The following is a 23,123-nucleotide window of genomic DNA, read 5'->3' on the forward strand; positions in this document are numbered from 1 at the left end:
GGACAGCGGTCCCATCCTCACGCCGCGGCCCGCCCGGACTGGGCAAGGTTGGCGCGCGGGGCGAGGACGTGAAAGCGAGTGCAAATCCAGCCGATGCGGGTGCGCTCGAATCGGGCGGCGAGCGCGTATACGCGAAGGCCCGCGTGGATGGTCGTGCTGGCTTCGAGCGCGGAGTCCGCGGGACGGCAGAGTCGCAGGTCACCGGCGACGTGGTAGCGGATTCCGGGGAGCAGGTCCTGGGTGGCGAGCCGGGAGAACAGGGCGTCATCGACGAGCGGCCGGATCTGCCCGGCCGCGCGTCGACCGGCGAGGACCTCGAGGATGGCATTGAGCCGCTGGGTGAGTTGGCGTTCGCCGGGTGGGTCGGTGATCCGTAACACGCGAAACCCCGCGGGCGGCAAGTCGTACGGCGACGGCCGGTTCATCCGCCGGTGCTTTCTTCGGAATCCCGCTGCCGCGTCCGGGGACAGCAGCCGGAGGTAGTGGTGCGTCATGGGTTTCCTCCCCGAAACACGGACTTGCCACACGCGGATTGGTGCGGATTCCGCAGCGGTGGGGAGACAGCGCTTGCCTGATCCGGGGAAGAATGCCGAACCCAGGTGACAGGATCTGCAACCTGCGCTATGCGCGTTGCCGATCAACCCGCGGGATAGGCTGACCGGGTGCTGAAAGGGTTGCTCGTCGACTACGCCGGTGTGCTCACCGATTCCGAAGCGCCGTTGCTCTACGAATATCTCGTCGAAGCCAGAGCCCGCGGCACCCGCACCGCGCTCGTCTCAAACGCTCCCGGCGCGGCGCCCGGGGTGAAAACCGAGCTCTCCCAATACTTCGACGCGCTCGTCTTCTCCGGCGAAGTCGGGGTCGCCAAACCGAATCGCGGGATTTACCTCGTCGCGGCAGAACGGCTGGGGCTCGCTGCGCCCAGTTGTGTTTTCGTGGACGACGCCGAGCGCAATGTGCGTGGGGCGGTCGCGGCGGGGATGGTCGGCGTGCACCATCGCAGCGTCGCCGGGACCCTCGACGAGCTCGTCGCGTTGTTCAGCTGACCCCCCGCCGCACGAGTTCGAACGACAGCACCGCCGCTGCGGCGGACACGTTCAGCGATTCGACGTCGCCCGGCATCGGGATCGAGACCCACTCCGTCACGAGTTCCGCGACCGCCTCGCCGACGCCTTCGGTTTCGCCGCCGAGCACGAACGCCGACCGTTGCGGCAGGTCCACCTCGAACACCGACGTCGCCGCCGAGGCGCCCAGCGCGAACAGGCTGTATCCGGCTTCCACCAGCATTTCCGCCGCCTCGCGCGCCGACCCGCAGCGCAGCACCGGCGCCCGGAACGCCACGCCCGCGGACGCCTTGACCACCATCGGATCGAGCGCGGCGACCCCGCGGCGTGGCACGACCACCCCGGACAGTCCGGCAGCCGTCGCGGTGCGCAGGATCATGCCGACGTTGGCGGGTGTCGTGATGCCGTCGAGCAGGAGCAGCCGCGCGGGTGGACGGCGGTCGTCCAGTGCCGCGGCGAGCGCGCGCATCCGTGGCGCGACGACGTCGGCGAGTACCCCTTGGTCCTGTTTTCCGTTGCCCGCCAACACTTTCACCCGATGCGCACTGGCGCGCTGCACGGGTACCCCGGCGGCTTTCGCGGCACGCTGGATCTCCGCGGCATTCGGGCCCCGCGAGGTGTCGGCGAGGATCACCTTGTCCACGTGCAGGTCCGGGTCGCCGAGCGCCTCCAGCACCGGCTTGCGCCCGTATACGGTCAGGAAACGGTCCTTCGGCGACCCCGGCTGCTCATCACCCACGCCGGTCAGTCTCGCATTGTGTAAGGATCGGCTCATGCCCGACCGCCTGTCCGCGCTGGATGCCTCGTTCCTGTACGTCGAGGACCAGACGACGCCGATGCACGTCGGAGGCGTGGCGATCTTCGAGCGGCCGTCGTCCGGGTTCACCTACGAGCAGGTGCTCGACCTGGTCGGCACGCGGCTGGCGTTCCTGCCGCGCTACCGCCAGCGCGTGCTCGCGGTGCCCGGGCATCTCGCGCGGCCGGTGTGGGTGGACGACGTCGACTTCGACCTGAACTACCACGTCCGGCGATCGGCGCTGCCTCAGCCGGGTAGCGACGAGCAGCTGTTCGACCTGGTCGCGCGGCTGATGTCGCGGCGGCTCGCGCCCGAGCGGCCGCTGTGGGAGGCGTACTTCGTCGAGGGGCTCGCGGGCGGCCGGGTGGCGATGGTGACCAAGACGCATCAGTCCGTTGTGGACGGTGTCGGCACGATCGACCTCGGCCAGCTCATCCTCGACGAGACGCCCGAGCCGCCGGAGCCGTTCGAGGACACCTGGACGCCGCGGCGTGAGCCGAGCCGTACCCAGCTGGTGCTCGACGCGGTGAGCGAGACCGTGCAGCGGCCCGGCGAGCTGGTGGAGAACGTCCGGGCGGCGGCGGGGGACGCGGTCGCCACGGTGAGCAAGGTCGCCGAAACTCTCGGTGGGGTCGCGGCGACGGTCGCGCGTCCGGCGCCGCCGGGACCGTTGAACGTCCGGGTGTCCGGCGGCCGCGTGTTCGCGGTCGTGCGCACGCGGCTGGAGGACTTCCGCAAGATCCGCGGGGACCACGGCGGCACGGTCAACGACGTCATCCTGGCCGCGATCACCGGTGCGCTGCGCGAATGGCTGTTGTCCCGCGGGGAAAACCTCGCGCCGACGGCGACGGTGCGCGCGCTGGTGCCGATGGCGGTCAACGACGTCGAGACGGCGGAGTTCGCCACGCCGACGCTGGTCGGGAACCAGGTCGCGGCGTACCTGGTCGACCTGCCGGTCGGCGAGCCGAACGCGGTGCTGCGGCTGCAGCACATCGGCCACGCGATGGCCGACCACCTCGATTCGGGCCGTTCGGTGGCCGCGCGCGGGCTGCTGAAGGTGAGCGGCTTCGCCCCGGCGACCCTGCATTCGCTCGGCGCGCGGGCAGGCGGATCGCTGTCCGGCCGCATTTTCAACCTGATGATCACGAATTCGCCGGGGCCGCAGGTGCCGGTGTACGCGGGGGAGGCCAGACTGGTGGAAATGTTCCCCGTGATGCCGCTGATGCGCACCCAGGCGCTGGCGATCGGGGTGACGTCGTACCACGGTGGCGTCTACTTCGGACTGAACGGCGACCGCAAAGCCGCGTTCGACGTCGGCCTGCTGGGCGGGATGATCGAGGAAGCGTTGGAAGAGCTGAAGGGTGCGCACTGGTGAGGGTCTATCTGCCTGCGACGATCGCGATGCTGCGAGACCTGGAGCGAGACGGCGAGTTCCGCGCGCGCAGCGGTACGGGATTCGCGCTGACGCCGGCACTGCGCGAGGCGTACGTGAGCGGCTCCGACGAGGAACTCGAGTACGCGGCCCTGCTGGACGCGGCTCGCGCCTCGCTGCGGCTGATCGCAGCCGAGGAGAAGGGCGAACCGCGCCGCGCGGTGGTCTCGGTGGATGTCGACGACGCGACCCTGCGGCCAGACCTGGACGCGGCCGTCGTGCGCCTGGCCGGTCCGGTACCGCTGTCGCAGATCGCGGCGATCCACGTCGATGCTGCCGAGGCTGCGGATGCCGTAGCTGCCGCTTCCGCGGTGATCGACGCGGCGGACCTGGGCGACGAGGACGCCGAGTTCACCTTGGGCGACGCCGAGGACCACGAGCTGGCCTGGTACGCGCCCCAGGAACTCCCGTTCCTGCTGGAGCTGCTCTGACCGTCCGGCCCACACCACCCCAATGTGGCATTGGTTGCATGTGACGCACCGAATGCCACATTGGGTGCGTGGGATGCACCCAATGCCACATTGGGGCGATCTTCGGCAGCGGCGGCGGGTGACGTGGTTCAACCGCCGGGAAGGGTGCCGATTTCCGCGGGCGGCGGTGCATCGACGGTGACCGGCGTGTTCCAGTCCGTGTAGCGGGCCTTGACCTGAGCTGCTCCAGTCTCACCGGTGGCCTTGAGCACCGGCGACAGGTCCAGGATCAGCTGCAGTGGCCGGTGCTGCGGGTCGAGCCAGAGGTCGAGGGGGACCGTCGTGCCTTGGCCGCCGAGGTGGGTCAGGGCTTCCGCCGGCAGACCGGCCGGGAGCTGCGAGCCGAGCTTCGCCAGGTCGACCGTCAACCGGTAGTGCTCCGCCGAAGCACCGTCCAGCGTCGTCTCCTCGCTCGACGCCACCGTCCCGGCCGTGCGGACCTGGTCCAGCGTGCGCGCCGGGTCGTTCTGCTCGGCCAGCTGCGCCAGGCTCCCGCCGAGGACCTGCGAGAACGGGTCCGACCCGTCCGGCGACACCTTCACCCACGACTTACCGTCGCTGACCTGGTCACGGGCACTTTCCGGGACCTTCGCATACAGCGTGTGCGCGACCAGCCGCAGCTCGAGCGGCTCGCCGACGTAGTCCGTGGTCATGGACAGCGACGTCCCGGCCGCGTCGAATTTCGCCTGGCCCTCGCCGTGGGACACGAGGGTCCCCGTGGTGACGTCGGCGGTGAACTTCGCGGTGCGCCCGGCGATGGTCGCGGCGGAGACGGCGTCGGCGAGCGCGCGGGCGTCGGTGAAGCGGGCGGGCGGGCTGCTGCAGGCAGTGGCCATCGTCAGCAAGACACCCACCACGGCCGTCCAGCGCATCCGAAAAACCTCTCTGACCGGCCGAAAGTGCCTCCAGCCAAGCACAGCACCCCGGCTCGCCCCGTTCGGGGGAACGGGTGCTACCGGCAGTAGCGCGCACAAAAGCGGGCCCCGAAGCAGCTCGGGGCCCGCCGGGAAGCGAGGGGTCAGTGCCCCATCTTCTTCACGATCTCGCTGAAGTCGCCCACCTGGTCGGCAGGCGGCGCGGTGACGTCGACCGGGGCGCCCCAGTCCGAGTACTTGATGGTGATCTTGCCCGCGCCCGCGGCACCCGCGCCGAGCGCCTGCATCATCTGCGACTGGTCCATCGTGACCTGCAGCGGCAGCTGGTCCTTGTCGAGCCAGAACTCGGCCGGGATCTTGATGTCCTTGCCCTCGAGCATCTTCGTCATCTGCGACTTGACCTCGGCAGGCAGGTCCTTGCTCGCGAACGCCTCGACGGACTTGTTGACGTCCAGCTCCACCTTGTAGTGGTTGACCTTCTGGCCGTTCAGCTCGGTCTGGTCGGAGCTGATGATCCGGCCCGCCTTGGCGACCTGGTCGAGGATCTGCGTCGGGTCGCTCTGCGAGGAGGCCGACGACATCGACTTGCTGAACGTCTGCGACAGCGGGTCGGTGGCGTCCGGCGAGATCTTCAGCCACGGCTTGTCGGTGCCGAACTGCGTGGCCTGCGCGGCCGGGATCTTCATGTACAGCGTCTTGTCGACGTACCGCATCTCGGTGGTGCCGTCGGGGGTGTTCATCGTCATGGTGAACGCCGAGTCGGCGCCGTTGAAGCTCATCGAGCCCTCGGCCGTGACGGCCTTGCCGCCGACCGACATGTCCATCGACATCTTGGCCGACTTGGACTTCTCCGTACCCTGCTTGGCCGCGTCGGCCAGCTTGAGCGCGTCGCTGAACGGCGCGGACAGCCCGACGCCGGACTGGTCCTTCGCCTGCCCGGCCGGCGAGGCGGTGCCGTTCTCGGCCTTCGAGCCGCAGCCGGTCAGCACGAGCGCCAGCGCCGCACCGGCGGCGACAGCGAACGTGGTGGTCTTACGCATGGGTTCCCCCTAGTAGGAATGTCGTCTCTTCACCCGCATTATCGCCGGAGCCCCGCGACGGTTACTCCACCGCGGTACGGCGTGCGGGCCACCGGCGGGGTGACTCCGCAAGGTCGCCCCTCTGACGCCACCTGGGCGCGAAAGGTTCCCTCGGCGCCGAAGGTTCGTTTCGCCCGGTTTCGAACGCGCAGGTCAGCGCGATGGTCACGATTCGGTACGGGCTTCTCCGCCACCGGCCCGCGACACCAGGAGACGGCGCAGTGACGCCAATCGGTCGGCACCCGCATTACCGTCGGTGACGACGTCGTCCAGCGCGCAGTCCGGGTCCTCGGGCGGGCCGAGATGGCCGCAGTTGGTCGGGCATTCCTCGGCGGCCTCGGCGAACTCCTCGAAGGCGTTCACGATGTCGTCGGCGGTGACATGCGCGAGCCCGAACGACCGCACTCCAGGCGTGTCGACGACCCAGCCGCCGCCGGGCGGTGGCAACGGCAACGCGACCGCCGCCACCGACGTGTGCCGCCCCTTGCCGACCGCGCTGACATCGCCGGTGGCCAGCTCGGCGGCCGGCACCAGGCGGTTGACCAATGTCGACTTGCCGACACCGGAGTGCCCGACCAGCGCGGTGACCCGGCCGTCGAGGCGTTCGCGCAGCCCCTCGGGTTCCTCGTCGTGGCGGGTCACCACGGTCGGCACGTCGAGGCCCGCGTAACCGGCGAGCAGTGCGTCCGGGCTGGCCAGGTCGGCTTTCGTGAGGCACAGCACCGGTTCCAGGCCGCCGGCGTAGCACGCGACGAGGCAGCGGTCGATGAACCCGGGCCGCGGCGGCGGATCGGCCAGCGACGTGACGATCAGCAGCTGCGCGGCATTCGCGACCACGACGCGCTCGAACGGGTCGGTGTCGTCGGCGGTGCGGCGCAGGACGCTCGTGCGCTCGTCGACGCGGACGATGCGGGCGAGCGTGTCCGGCAGCCCGGAAACGTCGCCGACCAGCGCGACCATGTCCCCGACGACCACTGAAACCCGGCCCATCTCGCGGGCCCGCATGGCCATGACGACGCGGTCCGGGTCGGCGTTCACCGCGCACGTCCATCGTCCGCGGTCCTTGCCGATCACCATGGCCGCGACCGCGTCCGCGTGCTCGGGCCTGCGCTTGCTGCGGGGCCTGGAGCCTTTGCCGGGACGCACGCGCACGTCGGATTCGTCCAGCCGCCTCCAGTCGCCTCGCGCCAAGCCGCCCACGTCCTCCCGGTAGCCCTGCCTGGTCGTGCCTGGTCGAATGATCCCATGCCGGTCGCGCCGGGCCCGGTCTGCGTGCAACGATGGCCGTGAGGCATCCCGAGGAGGTTGGCATGTGCGGCCGTTACGCCGCGACGAAAGACCCGGCGAAGCTGGTCGAAGAGTTCGCCGCGGTCGACCTGACCGAGGGCCGGGCGCGGGTGGATCACAACGTCGCGCCCACGAAGAACGTCGTCACGGTGGTGCAGCGGCATCCGCGCGACGACGAGGGCCTGGTGCTGGAGGACAAGCCCGCCGAGCGGTCGCTGCGGATCATGCGCTGGGGCCTGGTCCCGTTCTGGGCCAAGGATCCCGCGGTCGGTTCGCGGATGATCAACACGCGCGCGGAGACGGCGAAGGAGAAGCCCGCGTTCAAGCGCGCGCTCGCGTCGCGGCGGTGCCTGGTGCCTGCCGACGGCTGGTTCGAATGGCGGCGCACGGGCAAGGAAAAGGAACCGTTCTACATGACGGACCCGTCCGGCGCGTCGATCGCGTTCGGCGGGATCTGGGAAACCTGGCGGCCCAAGGACGACGCGGACGCCTCGCCGCTGATCACGTTCTCCATCATCACGACCGACGCCGAAGGGCAGCTCACCGACGTCCACCACCGGATGCCGCTGATCGTGCCGCGCGACCACTGGGCGGGCTGGCTCGATCCCGATCAGTCCGAAGTGGACGATCTGCTGGTGCCGACGCCGCCCGCGGTCGTCGAATCGCTGGAGCTGCGGCCGGTGTCGAGCCTGGTGAACAACGTCCGCAACAACGGACCGGAACTGCTGCAGCGAGCCGAGCGCGAACAGTCGGTCGACGCGCTGTTCGACACGCCATGACCACCCTGGAGATCGACACCGAACACGGCCCGGCGCGGGTGGAACTGCACTGCGCCGCCGAGGGCGATGCGGTTTTGCTGCTGGGCCACGGAGCGGGCGGTGGAATCGGCGCCAAGGACCTCGTGGCGGTGGCGCGGGCGGCCAAGTCGGCCGGGGTGCACGTGGCGTTGGTGGAGCAGCCGTACCGGGTCGCGGGCCGCCGCGCGCCTGCCCCGGCAAAGCAGCTGGACACCGCATGGCTGACGGTGGCGGACGAGGTTTCCGCCCGGTTCGACGACCTGCCACTGGTGTTCGGCGGTCGTTCTTCGGGGGCGCGGGTGGCGTGCCGGACTGCGGCTGATGGTCAGGCGGTTGCGGTGCTGTGCCTGGCTTTTCCGGAACATCCGCCGGGCCGCCCGGAGAAAACCCGGCAGCCGGAACTGGACGCGGTGACCGTGCCCGCTCTGGTGATCCAAGGGGAACGGGACCCGTTCGGGCGGCCTTCGGCTGCGCCGCACCATGAGATTGTGGTGGTTCCCGGAGATCACACGTTGTCGCACGATCTGGATGCGGTGGCCCGGGCGGCGACGGAGTGGCTGGGACGGGTTGTGCGGCCGCATTTGTGAGCCGATGGACCACCTTCGGCCACGGTTACCGCAGGTCAACGATGATTATCGCGAGTTGTCCACAGCTCACCGCCGCTGTGGACAACTGCTGTGGTCACCCGGCCGCGATCCCCGCCACCACCGCACCCGCCAACCGCACCAGATCCCCCGGTGCGACCTCCACCTCGAGACCCCGCCGGCCGCCCGAGCAGAACATCGTCGGGAAAGCCATTGCCGAGCCGTCCAGTACCACCGGCAGGCGGCTGCGGTGTCCCAGCGGCGAGATCCCGCCCAGTACGTACCCGGTCGCTCGCTGGGCCGCTGCCGGGTCCGCCATTTTCGCCTTCTTGCCACCGACCGCCGCGGCCAAGGCCTTCAAATCCAGCTGTCCGGTGACCGGTACCACGCCCACCACCAGTTTCCCGTCGACGTCCGCCACCAGGGTTTTGAACACCCGCGCCGCTTCCAGGTCCAATGCCTCGACCGCCTCCAGGCCGTAGGACTCCGCCCGCGGGTCGTGGTCGTAGGTGTGCACCGTGTGCGCCACTTTTTGCTTCTGCAGTAACGCTGTTGCCGGAGTGCCCTTGCCCGCCATGGCGCGAGTCTACGAAGCCGCCGGGAATGCCCCGTCACCACGCTCTGTTGAAGACACCGTGACCACCACGCTCACCACTCCCCGCCCCGGCAGGAGCCTTCCCGGGGGCCTGCCCGGACCCCGCGTAAACTCGGTGTCGCCGTATGCGCGCACGCGCATCGACGCCGAACGGGAAGGGAACGGTTTGCCGAGCACCCCCAACTCCGCGCCGGACACGGCGGCCGACGAGCTGGAGCTTGCCGAGCGCTTCGAGCGCGACGCGATGCCCCTGCTCGACCAGTTGTACTCGGCTGCGATGCGGATGACCCGCAACCCCTCCGACGCCGAGGACCTGGTCCAGGAAACCTACCTGAAGGCCTATGCGGCGTTCGCGTCCTTCAAGGCAGGCACGAACCTCAAGGCGTGGATGTACCGCATCCTCACCAACACCTACATCAACGGCTACCGCAAACGCCAGCGGCAGCCCGTGCAGCAGCCGACGGACGAGATCAGCGACTGGCAGATCGCCCGTGCGGAAAGCCACACCTCGGTCGGCCTGCGGTCGGCCGAGGTCGAGGCGATGGACAACCTTCCGGACACCGACGTCAAGGCCGCATTGCAGAAGCTGCCCGAGGAGTTCCGGCTCGCGGTCTACCTTGCCGACGTCGAGGGCTTCGCGTACAAGGAGATCGCCGAGATCATGGACACTCCGATCGGCACCGTGATGTCCCGGCTGCACCGTGGCCGCGCCCAGCTGCGCGAGCTGCTTGCCGATGTCGCGCGCGAGCGCGGCTTCATCCGGGTGCCCCGCGAGGAGGTGGCGAAACGATGAGCACGGACGACACGCCCGCGGAAAAGATGCGCTGCGAGGAGGCCCTCGCCGAGATCTACCTGCTGCTGGACAGCGAGTGCAGCCCGCAGCGCGACGCGGAGCTGCGCCGCCACATCGACGACTGCCCGCCGTGCCTCGAGGAGTACGGCATCGACGAGCAGATCAAGCACCTGCTGGCCCGCAAGTGCGGCGGCGAGCACGCCCCGGCGGAGCTCAAGAGCAGGCTGCGCGCGTCGATCCGGCAGACGGTCGCCACCCAGGGCGGGGTCACGGTGGAGCGCACCGAGATCACCGTCGAGCAGCGCACCGGCGAATAACGTGCCGAAAGGCCCCCGTACCAGGCGGTGCGGGGGCCTTCGTGTGTCCGGGCGCGGACTCAGGCGTTGGGCTTCTTGCCGTGGTTGGCGCCGTTCTTCTTGCGGTCGCGACGCTTGCGGGCGCGCTTCGACATGGTTCTCTCCTCGGTGTACTGCCTGGCCCGGACGCACGGCCGGGCACGAGTCAACCGCTCCAGTGTGTCACGGCGGCCTGCGCTGCCGGGCAGCACCCGTCGTACGCTCTGGTTGGATGGACTACAGGAGGTGGCCGGTCATGAACGAACACACCACACGTGAGGGTGGCCGATAGCCGTGTCCACGCTGTCCGACCTGCTCGCCGAGAACACCGGCCTCCCCGGCGAGGCGGCCGACCACCTGCAGACCGTCGTCGCGGAATGGCAGCTGCTCGCCGACCTGTCGTTCGCCGATTTCCTGCTGTGGGTCCCGGTTTCCGAGGAACACCAGTCCGATGGCGGCGACTTCGTGTGCGTCGCGCACGCCCGCCCCACCACCGCGCCCACCGCGCATCCCGAGGACGTCGTCGGCACGCGTTTCACCATCGACGAGCACCCGCAGCTGGCCAAGGCCATCCGCGAGGTGAAGATCTGCCGCGAGGAAGACCCGCATTGGTACCGCGACCTCCCGATGCGCCGCGAAGCCGTGCCGGTGCGCTTCGACGGCAACGTGATCGCAGTGCTGAGCCGCGAGACCAACCTCGCCGCGCCCCGGGTGCCGAGCCCGCTGGAGATCGCGTATCTGGGCAGTGCGGGCGATTTGTGCCAGATGATCGTGGACGGCACTTTCCCGCCTGCTGGCGGCAACCAGACTGATACGCACACGAGCCCGCGGGTCGGCGATGGGCTGGTGCGGCTCGACCAGAGTGGCACCGTGGTGTTCGCGAGTCCGAATGGGCTGTCGGCCTATCACCGGATGGGCCACGAATCGGACCTGGTCGGACAGCGGCTGGCTCCGCTCACGCGGTCGTTGATTCGCGATCCGTTCGACGCCACCGAGGTGTCACACAGGATCATCGAGGCGCTCGACGGGAAGCCGTCCACGCGTACCGAGGCTGATTCGAAGCGTGGTGCGGTGGTGTTGTTCCGCGCGTTGCCGTTGCGGCCTGCCGGGCAGCCTGCTGGTGCGCTGGTGCTGGTGCGCGACGTCACGGAGGTCAAGCGGCGGGACCGGGCGTTGATGTCGAAGGACGCCACGATCCGGGAGATTCACCACCGGGTCAAGAACAATCTGCAGACTGTGGCTGCGTTGCTGCGGCTGCAGTCGCGGCGTACGACGAGCGAGGAGGCTCGGCTGGCGCTGGGGGAATCGGTGCGTCGGGTGTCGTCGATTGCGATGGTGCACGAGGCGTTGTCGATCTCGGTTGACGAGCGGGTCGATTTGGACAAGCTGCTCGACAACGTGCTGCCGATGGTGGGGGAGGTGGCGACCGCGGAGTCTCAGGTGGGGCTGACGCGGAAGGGGTCGTTCGGCGTGGTGGTGGCGGAGATTGCCACGCCGTTGGTGATGGTGCTGGCCGAACTGGTGCAGAACGCGATCGAGCATGCGTTTCCGCAGGGGCGGCCGGGGAAGGTCGAGCTGATCGTGGAGCGGTCGGCCCGGTGGCTGGACGTGCTGATCCGGGACGACGGGCGGGGGCTGCCGTCCGGGTTTTCGCTGGAGCGCAGTGACGGGCTGGGGTTGCAGATCGTACGGACGCTGGTGGAGTCCGAACTGCGGGGCTCGTTGTCGTTGCGGAAGGCACGGACGGATGCGGCGGGGAATCGGGTGCCGGGCACTGAGGCGGCGTTGAGGATTCCTCTTTCGCGGCGGTTGTGATCTTTTGCGGTGGTTCTGATCTTTGCGGTGGTTATGCGCGGCGGTGGGGATTTGCGGCGGGGAACTGTTGCGTGGGGCACCCCGAAGCCTGATTGTGACTACGGGCGGCGGTGGGTTGTCAAGGCGGGAAAGATGCCTTGACAACCCACCGCCGCCCGTGTTTTTGGCTTCGTATCGGGGTGCAGGGCCGGGTCTGGGTGCCTGGGTTCGATGGGTGCGCGGGTGCGGCTTCGTCAGTGGGTGGGTGGCGGGCCGGGAAAGTCCGTGAAGGGAACCATGAGGGAATGTAGGTCCGTGAAGGGAACCATGAGGGAATTGGAGTCCGTGAAGGGAACCTTGAGGGAATCTGATTCCGTGAAGGTGGCCTTCACGGAATTGAAGGCTGTGAAGGTGGCCTTCACGGAATTGGCCCGGGACACGCCGAAGGGCCGGTACCGATGTGAAGAAATCGGGGTACCGGCCCGTTCAACGTTCGCGGCAGGAGCTGTGTCCTGGGGTGAGGTGGCTACCCGGGTGCTGGGTGGCCGACCTTCGTTGTTACGCTCGGGCCGGAGAGGTATCACCCCAGAGCGTGGGCAAAGGTGAAGCCCGGGGGCGAAAGATCCGGCCGGAATGGTGCTTGCGATACTGGTGTGGTGCAGCTGAGCCGGGAAGGCTCAGGCGGTGGTACGCGTGCCGATGTGCGTACGGCGGCGCTTGAGCGCGCGTCGCTCGTCTTCGCTCATGCCGCCCCACACGCCGGCGTCCTGGCCGCTGGCCAGAGCCCAGGCCAGGCAGTCGGAAGCGACGGTGCAGCGGTGGCACACGGCCTTCGCCTCGGAGACCTGCAACAGAGCCGGACCGCTGGTCCCCACGGGGAAGAACAGCTCGGGGTCCTCGTCTCGGCAGGCCGCGTCGTGGCGCCAGTCCATGTTCGTGAGCTCCTTCACAGTGACGCGGGAGGGCCGCGCCACAGTCGTCATGGCGGTCGTGTTTTTGGGTGCTTGTGAATGCTTTCACGAAGCACCGCGTTCGACAAGGGTTTCGACAAGATCGGTGAGTCAGCTCACCCGCCCGAGCTAAGCCTCTGACCTGCGGTTTCTGTCTGAAACGGACCGCTCGCCGGAAGGCCGGTGCGGTGAACGGAGGGTTTGCGTCGCCGAGCGGCAGGCGGCACTTTGCCGCGGGCGATCAGTAGTCGGTCTGTCACACGATTACCGTGAGTGCATCCGGGACGCTCTGGAATTCGACCCGCGTGCGCTGCCCCACGAGGTCCCCGTCGACCTGGAAGTTGACCGGCTCATCTGCATCGATGCGGATTAGCGGGACGTCGTCGCGGCGTAGCAGGCGGCGGCCGTGCTGGTCGCTCTCCGTGAGCAGAGCTTGCCGTACATGCGTGAACACGGTGGGCAAACGCAGACCGTTCAGCGCGAACAGGCCCAGCCCGCTCTCGAACGAGCAGCCCGCGTTGAGGTGGACCGGACGTTCCCCGAGGTAGGTCCACGGATCGGTGTTCGACACGAATGCCGTCACCGCTTCGGCCGGTTCCTCGCCCGGGATCCGCACCGTGAGCGGCGGGCGCCCGAGTGGCGGCCGGAAGTAGGAGCGCACCGCGGCGCGCAGGTACAGGGTCGAGCTCGTCTGCTTGCCACGCGCCTTCGCGACGCGGCCGACGACGTCGGCGTCCCAGCCGAGCCCGGCGTTGAAGGTGAACCAGTGCCCGTCGGCCAGTCCGAGCCCGATCCGGCGGCGGCGGTCGGTCTCCAGTGCGGTGAGCAGCTGGTGGGTCGCCTCGACGGGATCGGCGGGCAGCCCGATGGCGCGCGCGAACACATTGGCCGAACCACCCGGTACGACGCCCAGCATCGGCACCGCGCCCGCGCGCCCGGGAACGCCGGTCGAATCGGCGAGGAGACCGTTGACGACCTCGTTGACCGTGCCGTCTCCGCCGTGCGCCACGACCAGGTCGAAGCCGTCACGGGCCGCCGAACGGGCCACCGCCAGCGCGTGGCCGCGGTAGTCGGTCTCGACGACGTCGAGCTTGACCTGGCTGGCCAGTGCGTGCGCCAGCACGTCCCGGCCACCTGCGGTGGTCGAGGTGGCCTGGGGGTTCACGACGAGGATCGCGCGCACTACCGCAGAGTAAGTGACATCCACCCGGAGGGAGTACCTCTCGCGGCACAAGGTGACGCGAAGCTCAGCGGGCGCCGTCCCCGGAAATCTCCTCGGTGACCCTGTGCCGGGCGGCCCTCCTCTGCAGACGGCGAAACTCCGCGCGTCGTGACAAGTGCACCCGGGCCGACCGCCCGCTCATCGACGACAACCCCGATTTTCACGTGACTGCCGCCGCGCGAAAACGGCCGACCGGGTGGCATACGATCGGTAGTGCTCACGCACGGTGACTCGCGCTGGTCGAGTGGCTGTGCTCCCGCAAAGCAGCTGAAAGGCCGCGCCCGTGTCGCACCCCGAGGACCTGCCGCCCACCCCGATCGAGGTCCGGATCGCCGGGGTCCTCACCGGCCTGCCTGGGGTCGGCCTGCTGGTGCTCGGCGTGGTGCTGCTGGTGCACGGGCTGAGCACGCCGCCGTTGCCGGGCAACAACGTCTGGGCCGAATTCGGCACGTACGCGGTGCTGGGGCTGATTTTCCTGGCCGCGTCGGTGGGGCTGCTGTTCGGCCGGACGTGGGCGCGGTCGCCGGGGGTGGTGGTCGCGCTGCTGCTGATGGGGGTCGGCTGGTACCTGCTCGGCCCGTCCGGGCAGCCGGTGTGGGGCGTGCCGATCGGGCTGTGCGGCCTGGCCGCGCTGGTGCTGCTCTTCCGGCGCCCGGCGCGCGCGTGGGCGCTCGGCATGCACGACGACGAAACCGAGGAGGAGGCTGCCGAACGGGGCGGTCTCGCCGGGCGGCGGGCCGAGCGAGAGCGCCACGAACAGGACTAGGCCTCTTTGGCGAGTGCGTGCAGTGGTTCGTCGGTGAGGCGGTGCACGGTCCACTCGTCCTGGGGCTGGGCGCCCAGCGCGCGGTAGAAGCCGACGGCCGGGTTCCAGTCGAGCACCGACCACTCCAGGCGGTGGTACCCCTTGGCCACGCATTCCGCGGCCAGCGTCGCGAGCAGCACCTTGCCGAGGCCCGAACCGCGCTGGTCCTCGCGGACGTACAGGTCCTCCAGGTAGATGCCGTGCGTATCGCGCCAGGTCGAAAAGTTGAGGAACCACAAGGTGAATCCGGCGACGGCACCATCCACCTCGGCCACATGGCCGAACAGCGCCGGTGCCTCGCCGAACAACGCGGTGTGCAGCTGCGGGGCGGTCAGGTGGCATTCCGGCAGCGCACGCTCGTATTCGGCCAGCGCGTAGACCAGCTCCACGACGGCGTCGACGTCTTCCGGCCGGATCCGCCGCACGCGGGGGTCGGGCACGTCAACCCTCCAGCGCGGGCAGCAGGTTCAGGTGCTCGATCTGCGGTTCGCCGCGTTCGTCGCCGAGTACCGCGAGACCGGCCGGGTCGAGTCCGAAGTGGACACCCGCGGTACCGGGCAACCCGAGCCAACGCGCGACCAGCACGCGGCTGAAATGCCCGTGGCCGACCAGCACGACGTCACCGCGCTCGATTTCGCGGCGGGCCCGGTCGAGCACCTTGTCCGCGCGCGCCTGCACGTCGGCCGCGCTTTCGCCGCCGGGTACCGGATGCGTCCAGACGGTCCAGTCCGGCACCGTCTCGCGGATTTTCGGCGTGGTGACGCCTTCGTAGTCGCCGTAGTCCCATTCGGCCAGCTCGTCGGTGACCTCGTCGACGCGCAGGCCGGCGAGCTCCGCAGTGCGCACGGCGCGGGCGCGCGGGCTGGACAGCACCAGCCCGGGGCCGCCGAGCAGCGTGCGAAGCGTGCCACCGGCGGCGCGCGCCTGGTCCTCACCTGCCTCGGTGAGCGGGATGTCGGTCCGCCCGGTGTGCCTGCCGTTCGCCGACCATTCGGTCTGGCCGTGCCGGAGAAGAAACAGCTGATGTGCCACGGGCCCGAATATAGCCGCGCCGGGTTTGCCGGGCAGGTGCATCGTGTGCTTGGCTACTCGTGAGTAACTTCACTTGGGAGGTGCTGATGGGGTCTCCATCGACGTACGCGCTGTGGCGCCGGCTGGTCGCGAAGCCCGGCGGTAAGCAGCTGTTTTCCGCTGCGATGTGCTTGCGGGTGCCCTACTTCGCCACCGTGCTGCCGACCGTGCGTGAGCTGCGTCCGGGGTACTGCTCGGTGACCGCGCCGAAGTGGTGGGGTGTCCACAACCACATCCGGACCTTTCACGCGATCGCCGCCTGCAACCTCGCCGAAATCGCCATGGGCATGCTGGCCGAGGCGACCGTCCCGGCGTCGCATCGGTGGCTGCCGAAGGGGATGGAAGTGAGTTATGTCGCGAAAGCCGGGACCGGCCTGCGCGCGATTGCCGAATTGCCGGAAATTCCGGAGTTCGGCGACCATGGGTTCGATCTGCCGGTGCCGGTGCGGATCGTCGACAGCGGTGGGGCGACCGTGGTGAGCGCGACGATCACGGTGTGGGTCACGCCGCGCAAAAGCTCTAGCCCGCCTGAGTGAACTCGGCGGCGGTCTTGAGTAAACGGCGTTTACTATCTGGGTATGCCTCTCAATCGCCGCCGGTTTCTCGGCCTCGCCGCGCTGAACTCCGCCGCCGCCTTCGGCTTGACCAGCATCTCGGCGAACCCCGCGCGGGCCGAGACCTTGCCGGAGTACTCGCCGGCGGTGGTGATCGGCACCGGGTACGGCGCCGCGGTCACCGCATTACGGCTCGGCGAAGCGGGCGTGTCCACGCTCATGCTCGAAATGGGCCAGCTGTGGAATGAAGCGGGTCCGGACGGCCGGATCTTCTGCCGCATGCTGAAACCCGACGCGCGCGCAATGTGGTTCAAAAAGCGCACCGAAGCACCGCTCGCGTCATTCCTGTGGCTGGACATCGCGAATCGCGACATCCAGCCGTACGCCGGAGTGCTGGACCGGGTGAACTACGACGGGATGTCGGTGTACGTCGGACGCGGTGTCGGCGGCGGTTCGCTGGTGAACGGCGCAATGGCGGTGCCGCCGAAACGTTCGTACTTCGAGGAAATCCTGCCGCAGGTGGATGCCGACGAGATGTACGGCAAGTATTTCTCGCGCGCCAACGCGGCACTCGGGGTGAACCACATCGACGAAAACTGGTTCGAGACCTGCCGTTCGTATCAATTCGCCCGCGTTTCCCGGAAAGCTGCGGAGAAAACCGGGCTGCGTACCACCTTCGTGCCGAGCGTCTACGATTTCGACTATCTGAAGCGCGAAGAAGCCGGCACCGTCGAGCGATCCGCGCTGGCGTCCGAGGTGATTTACGGCAACAACCACGGCAAACGCTCGCTCGACCGGACCTACCTCGCCGCCGCGCTCGGCACCGGCCGCGTCACGATCCAGACGCTGCACGAGGTCCGCGAGATCAGCCAGCAGCCGGACGGGACGTACACGCTGGTCGTGCGTGAATCCGACGCGCTCGGCAATGTGCTCTCCACCAGGCACGTGACCACGAAGTACCTGTTCCTCGGCGCGGGCAGTCTCGGCTCCACCGAACTGCTGCTGCGCGCCCGGGACACCGGACGGCTGCCGCGGCTGCCCGAGGCCGTCGGGCAGGGCTGGGGCACCAACGGCAACGTGATGCTCGGCCGCGCCAACCACGTGTGGGACACGACGGGCAGCCTGCAGTCGGCGATGCCCGCGCTCGGCATCGACGACTGGGACCACCCGGTGCATCCGGTGTTCGCGGAGATCGCGCCGGTGCCCGCCGGTCTCGAAACCTGGGTGAGCCTGTACCTCGCGATCACGAAAAACCCCGAACGCGGCCACTTTGCCTACGACCCCGCCAGTGATTCCGCGAAACTGCAGTGGACTCCGGATCAGGGACAGCCCTCGATCGACGCGGCGAAGTCGTTGTTCGACCGCATCAACGCGAAGAACCGCACGATCTACCGTTACGACCTTTTCGGCGACACCCGGCCGTTCGAGAACCGCTTCACCTACCACCCGCTCGGCGGCCTCGTACTCGGCGAGGCGACCGACGGCTACGGGCGCGTGAAGGGATATCGCAACCTGTACGTCACCGACGGGTCGCTGATTCCGGGCAGTACCGGGGTGAACCCGTTCGTGACGATCACCGCGCTGGCGGAGCGGAACGTGGAGCGGGTGCTGGCCGAGGACGTCTTACGAGGGTGATCGCAGCGTTTCATAGTGGGCCACGCAGTCGGCGTACTGCGGCAGCAAGCCCTGGTCCAGCGCATCGGCGAGCGTCGGCGCGGCACGGTCCTTTTCGGACACAATCGGCGGCAGGTCGGCCGGCCAGGGGAGTTCGAGCGCCGGGTCGAGCGGGCTGACGCCGCGTTCGCCGGTCGGGTTGTAGGGCTCGGAGCACAGGTACGCCATCACGGTGGCGTCTTCAAGCGCGACGAACGCGTGCCCGATTCCCTCGGCGACGTACACCGCGCGGTAGTCCTGGGAATCGAGGCGGACCGCGTCCCACTGGCCGAAGCTGGGCGAGCCGACGCGGAGATCCACCAGTACGTCGAGCAGTGCGCCGGACGGGCAGTAGACGTACTTCGCCTGCCCGGGCGGGGTGTCGGCGAAGTGCACGCCGCGAATGGTGCCCGCGCGCGAGACGCTGTGGTTCGTCTGCGCGACCCGCAGCGGATGCCCGGTGGCACGGATGAGCGCGTCCTCCTGGAACGGCGCGACGAAGAGCCCGCGCTCGTCGGGGAAGACGCGCGGCGTGAACTCGAAAGCGTCGGCGACTTTCAGCGGGCGGAAGTCCATGACGCCACCTTATCGAGCGGATTCCGAAACCGGACGGACGTCTTGGGAACGGCGAATCTGTGACATCAACCGCACCGAGGGGTCGGGGGTGTACGGGGGCCTGTCATGATTGACGGACCGCAGCGTCCGCGGCCATCGCCACACCCCACGGATCGGATGGCCGCCGTGACGCCTCGCCGACAGGCCGGCGCTACCGCGCTGGGCTGCCGTCCGGAGGACGAGTTCCCATGGGCGGCGGGCGCGCCTTCGCCCGTCAGCCGGTGGTCCCCCGATCGCAGTCCCAGGAGTACGTTCGATGACCCAGATCCACCCAGCTCCCGTCATCCCGACGACAGGAAACCCGATGACCGACCAGGCCAGCAGCGTTACGGGCACCGTGTCCGACGCCGAGATCTTCACCGGGCACGAGGGCGGCAAGCTCTCCGTGGCGGCCACCCGGCCGATTGCCGACCCGCGTGACCTCTCGATCGCCTACACGCCAGGGGTGGCGAAGGTGAGCCGGGCCATTGCCGAGGACGCCGCAAAGGCGAAGCGCTACACGTGGGCGGACCGGCTCGTGGCAGTGGTCAGCGACGGGACCGCGGTGCTCGGGCTCGGCGACATCGGCGCGAGCGCGTCGCTGCCGGTGATGGAGGGCAAATCGGTGCTCTTCAAGACGTTCGGCGGGCTGGACTCGATTCCGCTGGTGCTCGACACCACCGACGTCGACGAGATCGTGGAGACCCTCGTGCGGCTGCGCCCGTCGTTCGGCGCGGTGAACCTGGAGGACGTGTCCGCGCCGCGGTGCTTCGAGCTCGAGGACAAGCTCAAGCAGGCACTGGACTGCCCGGTCATGCACGACGACCAGCACGGCACCGCGATCGTCACGCTGGCGGCCCTGCGCGGGGCGAACCTGGTGCTGGACCGCGACATCGCGACCGAGCGGGTGGTCGTGTCGGGTGCGGGCGCAGCGGGCGTGGCCTGCGCGAAGATCCTGCTGGCGGCAGGCGTGGCGGACGTGACGGTGCTCGACTCGCGCGGCATCATCCACGCGGGCCGCGAGGGCCTGAACCCGATCAAGCAGCAGCTCGTCGAGACCACCAACAAGGCAGGCCTCACCGGTGGCCTCGCCGAGGCTCTGCGCGGCGCGGACGTGTTCCTGGGCCTTTCCGGCGCGACCATCGACCCGTCACTGCTGTCCACGATGGCGGATGACTCGATCGTGTTCGCACTGTCCAATCCGGACCCGGAGGTCCACCCGGCCGAGGCCGCCCGGCACGCCGCGATCGTGGCGACGGGGCGGAGCGACTTCCCGAACCAGATCAACAACGTGCTGGCCTTCCCGGGTGTCTTCCGGGGCGCCCTGGACGCGGGCGCGCGGGCGATCACGGAGAACATGAAGCTGGCGGCCGCGGAGGCGATCGTGGCGGTGGCGACGGATGATCTCGGTCGGGATCGGATTGTGCCTAGCCCGCTGGACCCGCGGGTGGCACCGGAGGTGGCGGCTGCGGTGGCGAAGGCTGCTGAGCAGGATGGGGTTACCGGCTGAGGGTTGGTTGTGGAAGGGCTCCCCGGCTGGTTGGCCGGGGAGCCTTTCTTTTGGTCAGGCGGCGAGCTGCCATAGCGCGCTGACGGGTACTGCGCGCAGTTTCGGCCCGAATGGCAAGGTGTCGGTGCCGGTGTGGAGCACATAACCGGCGAGAAAGTCGTCCCCGAGCCGTTGTTCGAGGTGACGGAGACCGCGGAAGTCTCCGGAAGTGACGGTGGTGGCTGCCTTCACCTCGATCGCGACCACTTGGCCTCGGGGGTTCTCGAGGACGGCATCCACTTCGACCTTGTCCTTGGTCCGGTAGTGGTAAAGCTGGGCCCGGCTGTCCGACCAGGTGAGCTGCCGGGCCAGCTCCATGAGGACGAATCCTTCGAGGAGCGAGCCGAATTCGCCGCCAGGACGGATCAGGGCGCCGGGTTCGGCCTGCACGAGATTGGCCGCGATTCCGGTGTCGACGAAGGCCACCTTGGGAGTGTCGACCGAACGTGCGGTGATGTTGCGGGACCACGCCGGGATTCGCTTGATCAGGAAGATCTCTTCGAGCAGCCCGAGATACCGCTGGGTGGTGTGGTAGTTCAGGCCGACGTCGCTGCCGAGCGAGGTGGGTACGAGCAGACCGGCGTTCCTCCCGGCGATGAGCTGCAGCAGCGTGCGCAGCTGAGCGAGCCGCTCGATCTCGCCGAGCTGCCTGATGTCGCGGGTGATCAGATCGTCGAGATAGGACTCGAAGAATCGGGCGCGCCGGCGCGGGTCGGGCCGGTGGACAGCTTCGGGGAAGCCCCCGCGGACCGCTCGCTCGGCATAGTCCCGTCGATCGAGTTCGGAATGGTGGTGCAGGTCGGGTCCCAGCGCGAAGGCCGCGTCGACGAAATCGTCGCGAGTGCCGTCGATCTCGCCCTGGGAGAGCGGCCACAGCTCGGTGGTTTCGCTTCTGCCCGGCAACGTGTCCGGGAGACCGCGGAGCGCAAGGATCCGGGACGAGCCGGTGAGCAGGAACCGGCCGGGCCGCGGGTCGGCGTCGACCACCGCCTTGATCGCGAGGAACAGTTCCGGCGCCCGCTGGATCTCGTCGATGATCATCAGCCGGTCGAAGTCGACGAACCCGCTGGGGTCGGTGCGAGCCGCCTCGAGGTCCTGCGGGCGGTCGAGGTTGCGGACCTCGACGTCCGAATCGTTCGCGATCATGCGGGCGAGGGTGCTCTTGCCTGCCTGCCGGGCTCCGTTGATCAGGACGACTCGAGTGTCGGTGAGCGCCTCGGCAGTGAGCGTCTGCGCCCGTCGGTTGAAGAAGCCCATCCGTGACGTCACGGTAGGTTATTGTAGCAGGTCAGAGGTCATTTTTGACCAGTGTTCGCTAGTTGATCTTCAATCTGGCCGCTAGGGTAGCTTCAATTTGGCCGCTAGGGTGCCTTCAATCTGGCCGCTGGGGTGACTTCACTTTGGCCGCTCACCCCCGCACCAGCTCCGCGAGCCGATGCCGCGGTACATCCACCAGCCGGAGCTCCTCCAGGTCCTCCGGTACGGACAGGGAGACGTTCGCCAGGCGGGCGTGGGCTCGGGTCAGGAGGTCGGACGGGCGGTCGACCAGGTCGGCCACCACGATTGCGTGCCGGTTGTCCGGGGTGCTCCGCAGCAGCCGCAGCCGGTACTTCTCTGCCACCAAAGCGGTGAGGGACGCCTGCGAAGGAGCGTCCGCGAGGTCTGGGTGGTTGTTCGGCACCAGCAGCGCCAAGCGGCGGGCGTTGGTGCCCAGTAGCGTGCGCAGCAGCCACGGTCCCGGGTCCGCTGACAGGTCCATCGCGACTGCGTCGCCTTCCGGGCCGGACGTTGCCCAGCCTACCGGGCGGGTTTCCAGCGCCAGACCGCCCTCGGCGGCGATTTCGCGGACGGCGGCCAGCAGGCCCGGTTTCGTCCCGGCCGATTCGACCGACTGGGGTCCGTGCGTGTAGATCGCCGAGCTTCCCTTGCGGGCGAACGACTTCTTGGCCTTCGCTGTCGGCTGGCACACGTACAGATCAGCCGCGCTGCCGATGGCCTGCGCGCCGGTGTAGCGGTTGAAGTCCGGCAGGATTGCCTCGAACGTGAGACCCAGCGTCGCCAGCGAACGTTGTACCTGCGCGCCCAGTGCGGGATGCCGCGGGCTGTACCCGTACGCCAGCAGGATCCGGCCCTCCGTCGGCTCCCGCAGCGCCTGCACTGCCCGCGCGGCGAAGAGGCCCATGCCTTCCGGGGTGTACGGCGGATCGCTGAACACCAGGTCCGCCTTGCCGGTGACCGCGGGCGGCAGGCCGACCCGCAGGTCCGCGTGCGCGGTGAACACGCCCGTATCGTCCAGGTAGGACAGCACGCGCTCGTCGAGGTCGACCACGGTCAGGTCGGCTTCCGGGCATACCGCTTGGACGGCGAGCGACGTCAGATCGTGGTCGCCGAGGAACAACACCTTGCTGCGGCGCAGGTCGTACCGCGCGTTCAGCCACAACGCCCGCCGCAGCACCGTCTCCGGCGTTGCCTGTACGTGGTCCAGCGCGGCGAGCGGCGGTGGGACTGCGGCGATCCGCTCGGTCAGCATGGTGAGCAAAGCGGGCTGTGCGGCGACTGCTGCATCGAGCGCATCGGGCAGCTCCGGCAGCGCGTACGACGCGTACGCAGGCCGCGCGTCCGGCGCGATCCGGACTCCGGCGGCTGATCGTTCCAGGTCCGCTTCGAGCGCTGTCAGCACGTCCTCGACGCTTCGCCGTGGCGCTGCGGTGAGGCGCACCAGGTCGGCCAGCTCGTAGGAACCACTGCGCAGCAAGCCGAGTACCTCATACAGCGGGCGGACGGCGGCACCGTGCGCGGCCAGGACGTCGTCGAGAGCGGTCAC

26 protein-coding genes are annotated in these 23,123 nt (G+C 69.0%); 12 read left to right on the plus strand and 14 right to left on the minus strand.

Going from position 1 to position 23,123, the window contains the following annotated elements:
- Positions 1-17 precede the first annotated feature (17 nt).
- Complete coding sequence (locus OO71_RS32845) at positions 18-494, minus strand: Rv3235 family protein (RefSeq protein WP_033293831.1); 477 nt, start codon at positions 492-494, stop codon at positions 18-20.
- A gap of 168 nt (positions 495-662) precedes the next feature.
- Here OO71_RS32845 and OO71_RS32850 point away from each other — a divergent pair, with 168 nt between their 5' ends.
- Entirely contained in the window at positions 663-1,046 is a 384-nt protein-coding gene (locus tag OO71_RS32850; RefSeq protein ID WP_033293832.1) for an HAD-IA family hydrolase, read from the plus strand.
- Here OO71_RS32850 and OO71_RS32855 read toward each other — a convergent pair.
- On the minus strand, positions 1,039-1,803 hold the full coding sequence (locus tag OO71_RS32855; protein ID WP_033293833.1) for a TrmH family RNA methyltransferase: 765 nt from the start codon (positions 1,801-1,803) through the stop codon (positions 1,039-1,041). The genes OO71_RS32850 and OO71_RS32855 overlap by 8 nt on opposite strands.
- Before the next feature lie 34 nt (positions 1,804-1,837).
- On the opposite strand from OO71_RS32855, the gene OO71_RS32860 reads away from it, so the two are divergent.
- Entirely contained in the window at positions 1,838-3,235 is a 1,398-nt protein-coding gene (locus OO71_RS32860; protein WP_033293834.1) for a WS/DGAT/MGAT family O-acyltransferase, read from the plus strand.
- The gene (locus OO71_RS32865) at positions 3,232-3,723 is read left to right on the plus strand and encodes a DUF6912 family protein (protein ID WP_156096667.1); all 492 of its coding nucleotides are present in this window, start codon (positions 3,232-3,234) and stop codon (positions 3,721-3,723) included. Before OO71_RS32860 ends, OO71_RS32865 begins: the two co-directional genes overlap by 4 nt.
- A gap of 128 nt (positions 3,724-3,851) precedes the next feature.
- Here the strand turns inward: OO71_RS32865 and OO71_RS32870 are convergent, their stop codons facing one another.
- The 3 genes from OO71_RS32870 to rsgA all read right to left on the minus strand — a co-directional run bounded on the left by OO71_RS32870 (position 3,852) and on the right by rsgA (position 6,907).
- Positions 3,852-4,634, minus strand: coding sequence for an SCO4651 family lipoprotein (locus OO71_RS32870; protein ID WP_033293835.1), 783 nt, complete (start codon positions 4,632-4,634; stop codon positions 3,852-3,854).
- A 146-nt stretch (positions 4,635-4,780) separates the two neighbouring features.
- The gene (locus tag OO71_RS32875) at positions 4,781-5,677 is read right to left on the minus strand and encodes an SCO4651 family lipoprotein (protein WP_033293836.1); all 897 of its coding nucleotides are present in this window, start codon (positions 5,675-5,677) and stop codon (positions 4,781-4,783) included.
- Between the two features lie 204 nt (positions 5,678-5,881).
- The gene (rsgA, locus tag OO71_RS32880) at positions 5,882-6,907 is read right to left on the minus strand and encodes a ribosome small subunit-dependent GTPase A (RefSeq protein WP_033293946.1); all 1,026 of its coding nucleotides are present in this window, start codon (positions 6,905-6,907) and stop codon (positions 5,882-5,884) included.
- A gap of 119 nt (positions 6,908-7,026) precedes the next feature.
- Between rsgA and OO71_RS32885 the strand changes: the two genes are divergently transcribed.
- Positions 7,027-7,782 carry an SOS response-associated peptidase gene (locus tag OO71_RS32885; RefSeq protein ID WP_033293837.1) on the plus strand — a complete coding sequence of 252 codons (756 nt, stop codon included), beginning with the start codon at positions 7,027-7,029 and terminating at the stop codon, positions 7,780-7,782.
- Positions 7,779-8,387, plus strand: coding sequence for an alpha/beta hydrolase family protein (locus tag OO71_RS32890; protein ID WP_033293838.1), 609 nt, complete (start codon positions 7,779-7,781; stop codon positions 8,385-8,387). Before OO71_RS32885 ends, OO71_RS32890 begins: the two co-directional genes overlap by 4 nt.
- Before the next feature lie 94 nt (positions 8,388-8,481).
- Here the strand turns inward: OO71_RS32890 and ybaK are convergent, their stop codons facing one another.
- A complete protein-coding gene (gene ybaK, locus OO71_RS32895) occupies positions 8,482-8,961 on the minus strand; it encodes a Cys-tRNA(Pro) deacylase (RefSeq protein WP_033293839.1) in 480 nt (159 codons plus the stop codon).
- A gap of 184 nt (positions 8,962-9,145) precedes the next feature.
- On the opposite strand from ybaK, the gene OO71_RS32900 reads away from it, so the two are divergent.
- Positions 9,146-9,772, plus strand: coding sequence for a sigma-70 family RNA polymerase sigma factor (locus OO71_RS32900; RefSeq protein ID WP_033293947.1), 627 nt, complete (start codon positions 9,146-9,148; stop codon positions 9,770-9,772).
- Positions 9,769-10,089 (plus strand): mycothiol system anti-sigma-R factor, encoded by a 321-nt coding sequence (gene rsrA, locus OO71_RS32905; RefSeq protein WP_033293840.1) that lies wholly within the window; start codon positions 9,769-9,771, stop codon positions 10,087-10,089. Before OO71_RS32900 ends, rsrA begins: the two co-directional genes overlap by 4 nt.
- Before the next feature lie 59 nt (positions 10,090-10,148).
- On the opposite strand, the gene OO71_RS53470 is transcribed toward rsrA, so the two are convergent.
- Positions 10,149-10,223 (minus strand): 50S ribosomal protein bL37, encoded by a 75-nt coding sequence (locus tag OO71_RS53470; RefSeq protein ID WP_098515123.1) that lies wholly within the window; start codon positions 10,221-10,223, stop codon positions 10,149-10,151.
- Between the two features lie 178 nt (positions 10,224-10,401).
- Between OO71_RS53470 and OO71_RS32910 the strand changes: the two genes are divergently transcribed.
- On the plus strand, positions 10,402-11,922 hold the full coding sequence (locus OO71_RS32910) for a sensor histidine kinase (RefSeq protein ID WP_033293841.1): 1,521 nt from the start codon (positions 10,402-10,404) through the stop codon (positions 11,920-11,922).
- Positions 11,923-12,578: 656 nt separating this feature from the next.
- Here the strand turns inward: OO71_RS32910 and OO71_RS32915 are convergent.
- Together OO71_RS32915 and OO71_RS32920 are read right to left on the minus strand one after the other, a co-directional pair.
- Entirely contained in the window at positions 12,579-12,833 is a 255-nt protein-coding gene (locus OO71_RS32915) for a WhiB family transcriptional regulator (RefSeq protein WP_033293948.1), read from the minus strand.
- A 274-nt stretch (positions 12,834-13,107) separates the two neighbouring features.
- On the minus strand, positions 13,108-14,034 hold the full coding sequence (locus tag OO71_RS32920) for a diacylglycerol/lipid kinase family protein (RefSeq protein ID WP_033293842.1): 927 nt from the start codon (positions 14,032-14,034) through the stop codon (positions 13,108-13,110).
- A gap of 322 nt (positions 14,035-14,356) precedes the next feature.
- Here OO71_RS32920 and OO71_RS32925 point away from each other — a divergent pair, with 322 nt between their 5' ends.
- Positions 14,357-14,839, plus strand: coding sequence for a hypothetical protein (locus tag OO71_RS32925; protein WP_084145445.1), 483 nt, complete (start codon positions 14,357-14,359; stop codon positions 14,837-14,839).
- Here the strand turns inward: OO71_RS32925 and OO71_RS32930 are convergent.
- Complete coding sequence (locus tag OO71_RS32930; RefSeq protein WP_033293843.1) at positions 14,836-15,318, minus strand: GNAT family N-acetyltransferase; 483 nt, start codon at positions 15,316-15,318, stop codon at positions 14,836-14,838. The two genes, OO71_RS32925 and OO71_RS32930, sit on opposite strands and share 4 nt — an antisense overlap.
- A gap of 1 nt (position 15,319) precedes the next feature.
- The gene (locus OO71_RS32935; protein WP_033293950.1) at positions 15,320-15,910 is read right to left on the minus strand and encodes an acid phosphatase; all 591 of its coding nucleotides are present in this window, start codon (positions 15,908-15,910) and stop codon (positions 15,320-15,322) included.
- An 86-nt stretch (positions 15,911-15,996) separates the two neighbouring features.
- On the opposite strand from OO71_RS32935, the gene OO71_RS32940 reads away from it, so the two are divergent.
- The gene (locus OO71_RS32940) at positions 15,997-16,485 is read left to right on the plus strand and encodes a hotdog fold domain-containing protein (RefSeq protein WP_033293844.1); all 489 of its coding nucleotides are present in this window, start codon (positions 15,997-15,999) and stop codon (positions 16,483-16,485) included.
- Positions 16,486-16,527: 42 nt separating this feature from the next.
- Positions 16,528-18,138 (plus strand): GMC oxidoreductase, encoded by a 1,611-nt coding sequence (locus OO71_RS32945; RefSeq protein ID WP_033293845.1) that lies wholly within the window; start codon positions 16,528-16,530, stop codon positions 18,136-18,138.
- Here OO71_RS32945 and OO71_RS32950 read toward each other — a convergent pair.
- Positions 18,127-18,732 (minus strand): dTDP-4-dehydrorhamnose 3,5-epimerase family protein, encoded by a 606-nt coding sequence (locus OO71_RS32950; RefSeq protein ID WP_033293846.1) that lies wholly within the window; start codon positions 18,730-18,732, stop codon positions 18,127-18,129. The two genes, OO71_RS32945 and OO71_RS32950, sit on opposite strands and share 12 nt — an antisense overlap.
- A gap of 343 nt (positions 18,733-19,075) precedes the next feature.
- Between OO71_RS32950 and OO71_RS32955 the strand changes: the two genes are divergently transcribed.
- Positions 19,076-20,260 (plus strand): NAD(P)-dependent malic enzyme, encoded by a 1,185-nt coding sequence (locus tag OO71_RS32955; protein WP_033293847.1) that lies wholly within the window; start codon positions 19,076-19,078, stop codon positions 20,258-20,260.
- 54 nt (positions 20,261-20,314) lie between these two features.
- Here OO71_RS32955 and OO71_RS32960 read toward each other — a convergent pair whose 3' ends face one another.
- The gene (locus OO71_RS32960) at positions 20,315-21,568 is read right to left on the minus strand and encodes an ATP-binding protein (protein WP_245633863.1); all 1,254 of its coding nucleotides are present in this window, start codon (positions 21,566-21,568) and stop codon (positions 20,315-20,317) included.
- A gap of 139 nt (positions 21,569-21,707) precedes the next feature.
- Positions 21,708-23,123 carry a bis-aminopropyl spermidine synthase family protein gene (locus OO71_RS32965; RefSeq protein ID WP_033293849.1) on the minus strand — a complete coding sequence of 472 codons (1,416 nt, stop codon included), beginning with the start codon at positions 23,121-23,123 and terminating at the stop codon, positions 21,708-21,710.

It is taken from the genome of Amycolatopsis jejuensis (assembly GCF_000717335.1).
Classification (GTDB): Bacteria; Actinomycetota; Actinomycetes; order Mycobacteriales; family Pseudonocardiaceae; genus Amycolatopsis; species Amycolatopsis jejuensis.

Coding starts and splice junctions, on each gene's coding strand:
- OO71_RS32860 (WP_033293834.1), top strand. CDS start 1,838: ATGCCCGACCGCCTGTCCGCGCTGGATGCCTCGTTCCTGTACGTCGAG.
- OO71_RS32870 (WP_033293835.1), bottom strand. CDS start 4,634: ATGCGCTGGACGGCCGTGGTGGGTGTCTTGCTGACGATGGCCACTGCC.
- ybaK (WP_033293839.1), bottom strand. CDS start 8,961: ATGGCGGGCAAGGGCACTCCGGCAACAGCGTTACTGCAGAAGCAAAAA.
- OO71_RS32940 (WP_033293844.1), top strand. CDS start 15,997: ATGGGGTCTCCATCGACGTACGCGCTGTGGCGCCGGCTGGTCGCGAAG.
- rsrA (WP_033293840.1), top strand. CDS start 9,769: ATGAGCACGGACGACACGCCCGCGGAAAAGATGCGCTGCGAGGAGGCC.
- OO71_RS32955 (WP_033293847.1), top strand. CDS start 19,076: ATGACCGACCAGGCCAGCAGCGTTACGGGCACCGTGTCCGACGCCGAG.
- OO71_RS32915 (WP_033293948.1), bottom strand. CDS start 12,833: ATGGACTGGCGCCACGACGCGGCCTGCCGAGACGAGGACCCCGAGCTG.
- OO71_RS32845 (WP_033293831.1), bottom strand. CDS start 494: ATGACGCACCACTACCTCCGGCTGCTGTCCCCGGACGCGGCAGCGGGA.
- OO71_RS32950 (WP_033293846.1), bottom strand. CDS start 18,732: ATGGACTTCCGCCCGCTGAAAGTCGCCGACGCTTTCGAGTTCACGCCG.
- OO71_RS32945 (WP_033293845.1), top strand. CDS start 16,528: ATGCCTCTCAATCGCCGCCGGTTTCTCGGCCTCGCCGCGCTGAACTCC.
- OO71_RS32890 (WP_033293838.1), top strand. CDS start 7,779: ATGACCACCCTGGAGATCGACACCGAACACGGCCCGGCGCGGGTGGAA.
- OO71_RS32885 (WP_033293837.1), top strand. CDS start 7,027: ATGTGCGGCCGTTACGCCGCGACGAAAGACCCGGCGAAGCTGGTCGAA.
- OO71_RS32875 (WP_033293836.1), bottom strand. CDS start 5,677: ATGCGTAAGACCACCACGTTCGCTGTCGCCGCCGGTGCGGCGCTGGCG.